Below are 10494 nucleotides of genomic sequence, written 5' to 3'. Positions count from 1 at the left end.
GTGCGAGGCCGGGCGGTGCGCTCCCCCTACGGCCGCGGCAGGCGCACGGTGAGCGAATAGAGCCGGGTGACCTGCACAGGGTTCTGGTTGTCGTCGCTCACCAGCAGCAGGCGGAGGAATCCTCCGTTCCGCCGGGTGGCGGGCCGGGTGACGGCGAGCCCCTCGATGTTGTCCAGCAGCGGGTTCGGCTGCGGCTGCCGGGCGGTCGCGCCCAGGGACGGGCAGGCGCCCATGTCGGCGAGGAGCGTCTTGTGCACGGGCCGCACGGACGGACCGCCGGGCAGGTTCGTGACGGCGGTGACGTCGCTCGCGCGGCGCGGGTCGGCGAGGTAGAGCCGCACGGTGTTGCCGACGCCAGCCGTGAAGCCGCGCTCCAGGACGAGGAGGCGGCCGTCGCCGGCCGCGGTGATCTCCGCGACGCCGAGGCCCTTGTCGGCCGGGTAGGCGTACTGCGGGCCGAGGACGAAATCCTGCCGGCCGTGCCGACCATGCTGGCCGTGCCGCTGCCAGCTCTGCAGGCGCACGAGCGGTCTGCCGGCGGCGTCCGGCCCGTCCCCGGCCAGGGCCTGCTCCATGGAGGCGATCAGCGTGCGCCCGCCGGGCTGGAGGGTCAGGCCCTCGAAGGTCTGGTTGGGCACGGCGCGCCCGGCCGGGGCGACCTGCAGCGCCTCCGGGACGGGCAGCCGCCCCAGCAGCTTGCCGTCCCTGTCGTAGCGGCGGACGGACGGCTCGGTCTCGGACGTCACCAGCCGGGTGCCGTCACGGTCGACGACCAGTCCTTCGGAGTCGAGGGGGCCGCCCTTCTCGTCGGCGAGGTTCACGGCCCGCACGGGGGTCGCGGACGGCGCCTTGCCGGTCTTCTGCTCCACGTCGAGGGAGAACAGCTGGGAGCGGTCGGAGAGCGCGGCCACGGTGCCGTCCTCGTCGACCGCCAGGGCCGAGAGGTTGCCGACGAACGAGCCCTGGAACGTCGTCTTGTCCAGACCGTCGGAGAAGCCGTCGATCCGTACGGAGGGCGAGCACGCGCGCGTGGGCGCGTGCGCCTGCGCCGGAGCGGCGCCGGTGGTCGTCAGGCAGGTGGCCGCGGCCAGTGCGGCGGTGGCGGCGGCGAGCACGGAGCGGGTGCGCATGGGGCGGGCCTCCTGGGTCGGAAACAACACCCTGGAAAAATACGGTGGTCGGCCACCGGCCTCACAGACCCGGGACGAACTGCAGGAGCAGATCGATGAGTTTGATGCCGGCGAAGGGCGCGATCAGCCCGCCCACCCCGTACAGGCCGAGGTTGCGGCGCAGCAGGGCGTGCGCGCTGGAGGGGGCGTAGCGCACGCCGCGCAGGGCGAGGGGGATCAGGGCGACGATGACCAGCGCGTTGAAGATGATCGCCGAGGCGATGGCCGAGGACGGGCTGTGCAGGCCCATGACGTTGAGCTTCTCCAGGCCCTCGTAGCCGGCGACGCCGCCGAACATGGCCGGGACGATCGCGAAGTACTTGGCGACGTCGTTGCAGATGGAGAAGGTGGTGAGCGCGCCGCGCGTGATGAGCAGCTGCTTGCCGATCTCCACGATCTCGATGAGCTTGGTGGGGTTGGAGTCCAGGTCCACCATGTTCCCGGCCTCCTTGGCGGCCGAGGTGCCGGTGTTCATGGCCACGCCCACGTCCGCCTGGGCCAGCGCGGGCGCGTCGTTCGTGCCGTCCCCCGTCATCGCCACCAGCTTGCCGCCGGCCTGCTCCTCGCGGATGCGGGCGAGCTTGTGCTCGGGGGTCGCCTCGGCCATGTAGTCGTCCACCCCGGCCTCCGCGGCGATGGCCTTGGCGGTGAGCGGGTTGTCGCCGGTGACCATGACGGTCCTGATGCCCATGGCGCGCAGCTCGGCGAAGCGCTCGGCGATGCCGGGCTTGACGACGTCCTTGAGGTGGACGGCGCCCAGGACCCGGCAGCCGTCGCGGTCCTCCAGGGCGACGAGCAGCGGGGTGCCGCCGCCGGCCGCGATGGAGTCCGCGATCCAGCCGGCCTCGGCGGGGATGTCGCCGCCGCGCCGGGCCACCCACTGCAGGACCGCGTTCCCGGCGCCCTTGCGGATGCGGCAGAACTCGCCGTCGTAGGCGAAGTCCGCCCCGCTCATCCTCGTCTGCGCGGAGAACGGCACGAAGCGGCCGTGCGCGAACTCCGCCTCGGCGTGGTGGATCCCGTACTGCTGCGCGAGGGCGACGATCGAGCGGCCCTCGGGCGTCTCGTCGGCCAGGGAGGCGAGCTGGGCGGCGTCGGCCAGCAGCTCGTGCGGGACGTCCTTGACGGGCACGAAGGAGGCCGCCTGGCGGTTGCCGAGGGTGATGGTCCCGGTCTTGTCCAGCAGGAGCGTGTTGACGTCCCCGGCGGCCTCCACGGCCCGCCCGGACAGCGCGAGGACGTTGCGCTGGACGAGGCGGTCCATCCCGGCGATGCCGATCGCGGACAGCAGGGCGCCGATGGTCGTGGGGATGAGGGTGACGAGGAGGGCGACGAGGACGGTGATGCTCTGCGGGGCGCCGGACCAGCCCGCCATGGGCTGCAGCGACACCACGGCCAGGATGAAGATCACGGTCAGGCAGGAGAGCAGGATGTTCAGGGCCAGCTCGTTGGGGGTCTTCTGCCGGCTGGTGCCCTCGACCAGGGCGATCATGCGGTCCAGGAAGGTGTGCCCGGGGCGTGAGGTGATGCGGACGACCACCCGGTCGGAGAGCACCTTCGTACCGCCGGTGACGCCCGAGCGGTCGCCGCCCGCCTCCCGGATGACGGGCGCGGACTCGCCGGTGATGGCGGACTCGTCGACCGATGCGACGCCGTCGACGACCTCGCCGTCGCCGGGGACGGTCCCGCCCGCCTCCACGACCACGAAGTCCTGCGGGCGCAGGTCGGCGGCGACCACGCGCTCCTCCACCCAGTCGCGCCGGTCCATGCCCACCCGCCAGGTGCGCAGCCGCCGGGCGACGGTGGTGTCGCGGGTGCGGCGCAGCGTCTCGGCCTGCGCCTTGCCACGGCCCTCGGCGACGGCCTCGGCCAGATTGGCGAAGAGCACGGTCAGCCAGAGCCAGACGCTGATGAGCCAGGCGAAGGCGGACGGGTCGAGGAGCGCGGAGAGCGTGGTGAGGACGGAGCCCGCCTCGACCACGAACAGCACCGGGTGCTTGACCATGAGCCGCGGGTGCAGCTTGCGGAAGGCGTCCGGGAGAGAGGCGGCCAGCTGACGGAGGTCGACGGCGCCTCCGGCCACCCGCCGGTGCCGTTTCCGCCCGGAGGGCGGGGCCGGGATCGGCGGGCGGACGTCCTGTTCGGGGAGGAGGTGCAGGGTCAACGGGGTGGCCTTCGACGGGGGTGGGTGATCACCCCAGCCAACCGTCCGGGCACGGCCCGTCACCGGATCCTTACGCGCCCTTGTCGGGCCGCAGGTCCGGACTGACGCACCTTTGACGCGGCGCAGCGGCCCCGGGAGCTCCCCCTCCCCCGGAAACGGCGAGCGCCGTGCAGCCCGGTTTCCCGGCCCGCACGGCGCTCGCCGAAGGGGTGGCGTCAGCCGCGCGACGCGGCGATCTGCCGCGACATGATCGTCGTCAGCTCGTAGGCCGCGTGGGAGGCGGCCACCGACGTGATCTCGGCGTGGTCGTAGGCCGGGGCGACCTCGACCAGGTCGGCGGAGACCAGGTTGCAGGACGACAGGCCCCGGATGATCTCCAGCAGCTCGCGGGAGGTCAGGCCGCCCGCCTCCGGCGTGCCGGTGCCGGGCGCGTGGGCCGGGTCCAGGACGTCGATGTCGATGGAGATGTACAGCGGGCGGTCCCCGACGCGCTGGCGCAGCTGGTCGGCGATCTCGTCGACGCCCCGGCGCATCACGTCGGCCGAGGTGACGATGCCGAAGCCCATCTTCTCGTCGTCGGTGAGGTCCTTCTTGCCGTACAGCGGGCCGCGCGTACCGACGTGGGACAGCGCCTCGGTGTCGAGGATGCCCTCCTCGACGGCGCGGCGGAACGGCGTGCCGTGGGTGTACTCGGCGCCGAAGTAGGTGTCCCAGGTGTCCAGGTGCGCGTCGAAGTGCAGCAGGGCGACGGGGCCGTGCTTCTTGGCGACCGAGCGCAGCAGGGGCAGGGCGATGGTGTGGTCGCCGCCCAGGGTCATCATGCGGGCGCCGGTGCCCAGGAGGTCGTCGGCCGCGGCCTCGATGGTCTCGACGGCCTCGTCGATGTTGAACGGGTTCGCGGCGATGTCACCGGCGTCCGCGACCTGCGCGAGGGCGAAGGGGGAGGCGTCCTGCGCCGGGTTGTACGGGCGCAGCAGGCGGGAGGCCTCGCGGATGGCGTTGCCGCCGAAGCGGGCGCCCGGCCGGTAGGAGACGCCGGTGTCGAAGGGCACGCCGACGACGGCCACGTCCGTCGTGCCGACCTCGTCCAGGCGCGGCAGGCGGGCGAAGGTCGCGGGGCCTGCGTAGCGCGGGATGCGGGAGGAGTCGACGGGGCCGCGCGGTTCACGGGGGGCGGGGGTGCTCATGCTGGGGAGCCTCTCGAATCACGGACGCGTTACGGTCGAACCAACGTCGGGGCGGCTGCGGTGGACGTACCCGAGGGTAGGCAGGGCGGCGGAATCCGCACATGTACGTAACCGTGGGTCCGGCCCCTCCATATGGACACCGCGTCCAGCAGCAACATGATCGGGGGAGACAATGAGCGGTATGCCCATACCGACCCGCAGCGAACTGATCGGCCACCTCGTCCGCACGCGCATCGCCGGTGCCGTGGCGACGCCCCGCGAGAACAACCTCGACCACTACCGCAAGCTGTCGAACGGCGACCGCCGCTACTGGCTCGGCCTGGAGCTCGGCGACCGCTGGACGGACGAGCAGGACGTGCTGGCCGTGATGGCGGAGCGCTGCGGCGTGAGCGACGACCTGAACCACCGGGCCGGCCAGGACCACATCGACCCCGAGCTGACCGCCGACGCCCTGGACCGCATGGCGAACGTGCTGCGCAAGGCGGCGGAGAGCCGGCAGAGCGTGCTCTTCGCGACCGGCCACCCGGGCGCCCTGCTGGAGACGCACCGCATGACCGCGGCGGCCATGCGCGCGGCGGGCTGCGAGGTCGTGCGGATCCCGGGCGGGCTGACCGCGGACGAGGGCTGCGTCGTGCAGTTCGCCGACGTCGCGGTGTACGAGGGCGGGGCGACGCTCTGGCACACCCACTCCCCCCACCCGATGACCGCGATCCTCGACGGGCTGCTGCGCGAGGGCCGCCCGCTGCCGGACCTGGTCGTCGCCGACCACGGCTGGGCGGGCTGCGCGGCGCAGCGCGGCATCGACGCCGTGGGCTACGCGGACTCCAACGACCCGGCGCTCTTCCTCGCGGAGGCGGAGGGCACGCTGCAGGTGGCCGTGCCGATGGACGACCACGTGGTGGACCCGCGCTTCTACGAGCCGATGACGGCGTACCTGCTGGCCGCGGCGGGGCTCCTCACGGAGGGCTGAGACGGCCCTGCGGTTCCGGTGGCCCGCAGGCCGCCGGACTCCCGCCGCGGCGGCCGAGCGCCGTTGCGGCGGGACCTTTCCCGGGGCTAGCCCTCCGCCGGGTCGGGGCCGCCGTTCCAGCCCCGCACGCAGAGCCATGCGCCGCCCCAGACCAGGGCGGCCTCAACTCCCCGGAACACGAGGAAGCCCACCAGCTTGGGCACCCCCGTCGCCTCGACGAGCGGGCTGTGCCAGAGGAAGACCACGAGAACGCCGAGGACGATGCTCAAGGCGCCTCCGGCCATCAGCAAGGACCTCGATGCCCTGCCCATCCGTGCGGTCGCGCGCGCCATCGGACCCCCTCCGTCGCACCGGCTACGTCAACTCGCCGATGTTACCGGCCCGTCAGGCACGCCCACGCGGAACCCTGACCACGCCCTCTTGGATCACCGACACCGCCAGCTGCCCGCCCTCGGTGAAGATGCGGCCCCGGGCCAGCCCGCGGCCGCCCTGTGAGGTGGGGCTCTCCTGGTCGTACAGCAGCCACTCGTCGGCGCGGAACGGGCGGTGGAACCACATGGCGTGGTCCAGGCTCGCTCCGACGACGTCGCCGACGGCCCAGCCGCCGCGGCCGTGGGCCAGGAGGACGGAGTCCAGGAGCGTCATGTCGGACACGTAGGTGGCCAGGCAGATGTGCAGCAGGGGATCGTCGGCCAGTTTGCCGTTGGTACGGAACCAAACCTGCGACTTCGGCTCGCGCGGCTCCCCCACGCTGCCGAACGGCGGCTCGTCCGCGTACCGCAGGTCGACCGCCGAGCGGGCGTCCAGGATGCGGTCCACGACGCCCTGGCCGCCCAGGAGCTCCGCGTACCGGGGCAGCATCTCGGCCGCCGTGGGGAGGGTCTGAGGATCCGGCGCAGGCGGCATGGCCTCCTGGTGTTCGAGGCCTTCCTCGTGGCGCTGGAAGGACGCCGACAGGTGGAAGATCGGCTGCCCGTGCTGGACGGCGACGACGCGGCGCGTGGTGAAGGAGCCGCCGTCGCGGATGCGGTCGACGGTGTAGACGATGGGCACGGCGGGGTCGCCGGGCCGCAGGAAGTAGGAGTGCAGGGAGTGCGGGGCGCGGTCCGCGGGGACCGTGCGCCCCGCGGCGACGAGGGCCTGCGCGGCGACCTGGCCGCCGAAGACGCGCGGCACGAGGATGGCACGGCCGGTGGTGCCGCGGAAGATGTCCTCCTCGATCGGCTCCAGGTCGAGGAGGGCGAGCAGTTCGTCCAGCGGCGTACGGGTGCGGGTAAGGGGCTCGTTCATGGGTGCAGGGTCTTACCGGCCTACAGGCCCATCGACTTGGCGACGATGGACCGCATGACCTCGCTGGTGCCGCCGTAGATGCGGCTGACGCGGGTGTCCGCGTACAGGCGGGCGATGGGGTACTCCATCATGTAGCCGTAACCGCCGTGGAGCTGGAGGCACTTGTCGATGACGACGGCGGCGCGCTCGGTGGTGAAGAGCTTGGCGGAGGCGGCGTCGGCGGCGGTGAGCTCGCCCGCGTCGTGGGCGTCCAGGGCGCGGTCCACGACCGCCTCCATGGCGTCGACCTCGGACTTGCAGTCGGCCAGCACGAACTTGGTGTTCTGGAAGGACGCGACGGAGGCGCCGAAGACCGTGCGGTCCCGCACGTACTCCTGGGCGAACCGGATGGCCGCGGCGGCCTGGGCGTAGGCGGCGACGGCGATGCCCAGCCGCTCCTGCGGCAGGTTCTGCCCCAGGTAGCCGAAGGCCTTGCCCTCCTCGCCGAGCAGATCCTCGACGGGCACCTTGACGTCGGTGAAGGACAGTTCGGCGGTGTCGGAGGTCTTCAGACCGAGCTTCTCCAGCTTGCGGCCGACCGCGTAGCCCTCGGAGGCGGTGTCGACGACGAGGATGGAGATGCCGGCGCGGCGGTCCTCGGGGGTGGGCGGGGCGGTGCGGGCACAGACGAGCACCCGGTCGGCCTGGACGCCTCCGGTGATGAAGGTCTTCGCACCGTTGAGGACGTAGTGCGTGCCGTCCTCGGAGAGCCGGGCGGTGGTCTTCATGCCGGCCAGGTCGGAGCCGGTGCCGGGCTCGGTCATGGCGATGGCGGTCATCATGTCGCCGGAGACGAAGGACGGCAGCCAGCGCCGCTTCTGCTCCTCGGTGGCGTACTTGAGGAGGTAGGGCAGGCACAGCGCCGTGTGCACGCTGCTGCCGCCGAAGCTGACGCCCGCGCGGGCGCACTCCTCGGTGATGACGGCCTGGAACTTGAAGCTGCTCTCGCCCGCGCCGCCGTACTCCTCGGGCACCTCGATGCCGAAGACCCCGAGCTCCCCGAGCTTCTTGTAGAAGTCGCGGGGGGCGGCGCCGGCCTCCCGCCACTCGTCGTAGACGGGCACGACCTCGGCCGCGATGAAGTCGCGGATCGTCTCGCGGAAGGCCTCGTGGTCCTCGCTGTACACCGTGCGACGCATTGGCTGCCATTCCCCTCGTACGGGCCCGGCGACCCCGGGCTCATGCCTGGCCAAGCGCTTGCTCAGGCGAAAGCTACCCGGGAGTCACCAGGGCTGTCCAGAGCGGGCAGGGCCGAACGGGTGACCCCGGCAGGTCACCCGGCGGACGGCTTGACAGACGGCCCGGCGGGCCCCGCCGGCGCGCCGTCCGACAGCGACGCGAAGGCCCCGTGGGCCAGGCGGCGCAGCAGGGCCGCCGTGGCCGTACGGCCGGGGAGCGCGCCGGGGCGGCCGAGGTGCGGCGTGGAGTTGAGCAGGCCGAAGACGGCGTGCACGGCGGCGCGCACCTCCGCCTCGCCGGAGCCCGGGTGCAGGCGGCCGACGACGTCGACCCACAGCTCCACGTACTGCCGCTGCAGCGAGCGGACCTGCTTGCGGTCGCTGTCGCGCAGCTGGCCCAGCTCGCGGTCGTGGAGGGTGATCAGGGCCCGGTCGTCCAGGGCGAAGTCGATGTGGCCGTCGATGAGGGAGCCGAGGACGGCGGCCGGGCCCCCGCCCGTCGAGGTGGCGTCGATGACGCGGCGCTGCCCGCCCGCGAAGAGCCGCTCGCTGATGCCGATCAGGAGCTCGGCGAGCATGGCGTCCTTGCCGGCGAAGTGCCGGTAGAGGCCGGGCCCGCTGATCCCGACGGCGGCGCCTATCTCGTCGACCCCCACGCCGTGGAAGCCGCGCTCCGCGAAGAGGCGGGCCGCCTCCCGCAGGATCTGCTCGCGGCGGGTGGGGGCGGCCGGGGCCGGGGTGCGGGTTGGTGCGTCGTTCACGAAAGTGATTCTAGACAGCGGCGTTAGTGGTCGTTAACCTGAAGGAGTCGTGTTAACGCTCATTAACCGAGCGGCTCATTGACCGAGCAAGGGAGCTCGAGTACATGCAGCAGGCACCGGCGCTGGGGAGCGCCGCCGATCCGGCCTCCGACGCCTGGCGGGTGAACGAGGCCGCGCACCGCGAGCTGTCCGCGGAGCTGCGGGAGCGGCTGGCCGCGGCGCGGCTGGGCGGCGGGGAGCGGGCCCGGGCGCGGCACACCGCCCGCGGCAAGCTGCTGCCGCGCGACCGCGTCGACGCCCTGCTCGACCCCGGCTCGCCCTTCCTGGAGCTCGCCCCGCTGGCCGCCGAGGGGATGTACGGCGGGTCCGCGCCCGCCGCGGGCGTCATCTCCGGCATCGGGCGGGTCTCCGGGCGCGAAGTGGTCGTCGTCGCCAACGACGCCACCGTCAAGGGCGGTACGTACTACCCGATGACGGTCAAGAAGCACCTGCGGGCGCAGGAGATCGCCCTGGAGAACAGGCTGCCCTGCCTGTATCTGGTGGACTCCGGCGGCGCCTTCCTCCCCATGCAGGACGAGGTCTTCCCCGACCGCGACCACTTCGGCCGGATCTTCTACAACCAGGCCCGGATGTCCGGCGCGGGCATCCCGCAGATCGCCGCGGTCCTCGGCTCCTGCACCGCCGGCGGCGCCTACGTCCCGGCGATGAGCGACGAAGCGGTGATCGTCCGCGGCCAGGGCACGATCTTCCTGGGCGGCCCCCCGCTGGTGAAGGCCGCCACGGGCGAGGTCGTCACGGCCGAGGAGCTGGGCGGCGGCGAGGTTCACTCGAAGGTGTCGGGCGTCACCGACCACCTCGCGGAGAGCGACGAGCACGCCCTGCGGATCGTCCGGACGATCGTCTCCACGCTCCCCGAGCGGAGCGCCCTCCCCTGGCCCGTCGAGCCGGCCGAGGCGCCTGCGGTCGATCCCGCCGGGCTCTACGGCGCCGTCCCGGTGGACTCCCGCACTCCGTACGACGTGCGCGAGGTCATCGCCCGCGTCGTCGACGGCTCGCGGTTCGCCGAGTTCAAGGCCGAGTTCGGGCAGACGCTGGTGACCGGCTTCGCCCGCATCCACGGCCACCCCGTCGGCATCGTCGCCAACAACGGCATCCTGTTCTCCGAATCCGCCCAGAAGGGCGCGCACTTCATCGAGCTGTGCGACCAGCGCGGCATCCCCCTGGTCTTCCTGCAGAACATCTCCGGCTTCATGGTCGGCAGGCAGTACGAGGCGGGCGGCATCGCCAAGCACGGCGCGAAGATGGTGACGGCCGTGGCCTGCACCCGCGTCCCCAAGCTCACCGTCGTCATCGGCGGCTCCTACGGCGCCGGCAACTACTCGATGTGCGGCCGGGCCTATTCGCCGCGCTTCCTGTGGATGTGGCCCAACGCCAAGATCTCCGTCATGGGCGGCGAGCAGGCGGCCTCCGTCCTCGCCACCGTCAAGCGCGACCAGCTCGAAGCCCGCGGCGAGAGCTGGAGCGCCGAGGACGAGGAGGCCTTCCGGGCCCCCGTCCGCGAGCAGTACGAGACCCAGGGCAGCGCCTACTACGCCACCGCGCGCCTGTGGGACGACGGCGTCATCGACCCCCTGGAGACCCGGCAGGTCCTGGGCCTGGCGCTGACGGCCTGCGCCAACGCCCCCCTGCCCGAGAAGGACACCACCGCGCCCGGCTACGGCGTCTTCCGGATGTGA

General features: G+C 72.7%; 9 protein-coding genes. 2 read left to right on the top strand and 7 right to left on the bottom strand.

From position 1 onward, the window contains the following. Nucleotides 1–26 precede the first annotated feature (26 nt). From IE241_RS06390 to speB, 3 genes are all read right to left on the bottom strand, one after another. Entirely contained in the window at nucleotides 27–1130 is a 1104-nt protein-coding gene (locus IE241_RS06390; protein ID WP_190020642.1) for an esterase-like activity of phytase family protein, read from the bottom strand. Nucleotides 1131–1191: 61 nt separating this feature from the next. After that, on the bottom strand, nucleotides 1192–3174 hold the full coding sequence (gene kdpB / locus IE241_RS06385; RefSeq protein ID WP_229898942.1) for a potassium-transporting ATPase subunit KdpB: 1983 nt from the start codon (nucleotides 3172–3174) through the stop codon (nucleotides 1192–1194). Nucleotides 3175–3548: 374 nt separating this feature from the next. Continuing rightward, a complete protein-coding gene (gene speB / locus IE241_RS06380) occupies nucleotides 3549–4520 on the bottom strand; it encodes an agmatinase (protein WP_190020641.1) in 972 nt (323 codons plus the stop codon). Nucleotides 4521–4701: 181 nt separating this feature from the next. On the opposite strand from speB, the gene IE241_RS06375 reads away from it, so the two are divergent. Then, nucleotides 4702–5490: a phosphatase gene (locus IE241_RS06375; RefSeq protein WP_190020640.1), complete on the top strand. Its 789-nt coding sequence runs from the start codon at nucleotides 4702–4704 to the stop codon at nucleotides 5488–5490. An 86-nt stretch (nucleotides 5491–5576) separates the two neighbouring features. Here the strand turns inward: IE241_RS06375 and IE241_RS06370 are convergent, their stop codons facing one another. The 4 genes from IE241_RS06370 to IE241_RS06355 all read right to left on the bottom strand — a co-directional run bounded on the left by IE241_RS06370 (nucleotide 5577) and on the right by IE241_RS06355 (nucleotide 8758). Beyond that, a complete protein-coding gene (locus IE241_RS06370) occupies nucleotides 5577–5822 on the bottom strand; it encodes a hypothetical protein (RefSeq protein ID WP_190020639.1) in 246 nt (81 codons plus the stop codon). A gap of 52 nt (nucleotides 5823–5874) precedes the next feature. Next, the gene (gene tesB / locus IE241_RS06365) at nucleotides 5875–6780 is read right to left on the bottom strand and encodes an acyl-CoA thioesterase II (RefSeq protein WP_190020638.1); all 906 of its coding nucleotides are present in this window, start codon (nucleotides 6778–6780) and stop codon (nucleotides 5875–5877) included. Between the two features lie 20 nt (nucleotides 6781–6800). Then, on the bottom strand, nucleotides 6801–7958 hold the full coding sequence (locus IE241_RS06360) for an acyl-CoA dehydrogenase family protein (protein WP_190020637.1): 1158 nt from the start codon (nucleotides 7956–7958) through the stop codon (nucleotides 6801–6803). Nucleotides 7959–8092: 134 nt separating this feature from the next. Then, nucleotides 8093–8758 carry an SACE_7040 family transcriptional regulator gene (locus IE241_RS06355; RefSeq protein WP_190020636.1) on the bottom strand — a complete coding sequence of 222 codons (666 nt, stop codon included), beginning with the start codon at nucleotides 8756–8758 and terminating at the stop codon, nucleotides 8093–8095. Nucleotides 8759–8862: 104 nt separating this feature from the next. Here IE241_RS06355 and IE241_RS06350 point away from each other — a divergent pair, with 104 nt between their 5' ends. Next, nucleotides 8863–10494: a carboxyl transferase domain-containing protein gene (locus IE241_RS06350; RefSeq protein WP_190020635.1), complete on the top strand. Its 1632-nt coding sequence runs from the start codon at nucleotides 8863–8865 to the stop codon at nucleotides 10492–10494.

It is taken from the genome of Streptomyces hiroshimensis, from assembly GCF_014650335.1.
Lineage (GTDB): Bacteria > Actinomycetota > Actinomycetes > Streptomycetales > Streptomycetaceae > Streptomyces > Streptomyces hiroshimensis.
This window is presented reverse-complemented; position numbering and strand designations above follow the sequence as displayed.

Coding starts and splice junctions, on each gene's coding strand:
- IE241_RS06390 (WP_190020642.1), bottom strand. CDS start 1,130: ATGCGCACCCGCTCCGTGCTCGCCGCCGCCACCGCCGCACTGGCCGCG.
- kdpB (WP_229898942.1), bottom strand. CDS start 3,174: ATGGTCAAGCACCCGGTGCTGTTCGTGGTCGAGGCGGGCTCCGTCCTC.
- speB (WP_190020641.1), bottom strand. CDS start 4,520: ATGAGCACCCCCGCCCCCCGTGAACCGCGCGGCCCCGTCGACTCCTCC.
- IE241_RS06375 (WP_190020640.1), top strand. CDS start 4,702: ATGCCCATACCGACCCGCAGCGAACTGATCGGCCACCTCGTCCGCACG.
- IE241_RS06370 (WP_190020639.1), bottom strand. CDS start 5,822: ATGGCGCGCGCGACCGCACGGATGGGCAGGGCATCGAGGTCCTTGCTG.
- tesB (WP_190020638.1), bottom strand. CDS start 6,780: ATGAACGAGCCCCTTACCCGCACCCGTACGCCGCTGGACGAACTGCTC.
- IE241_RS06360 (WP_190020637.1), bottom strand. CDS start 7,958: ATGCGTCGCACGGTGTACAGCGAGGACCACGAGGCCTTCCGCGAGACG.
- IE241_RS06350 (WP_190020635.1), top strand. CDS start 8,863: ATGCAGCAGGCACCGGCGCTGGGGAGCGCCGCCGATCCGGCCTCCGAC.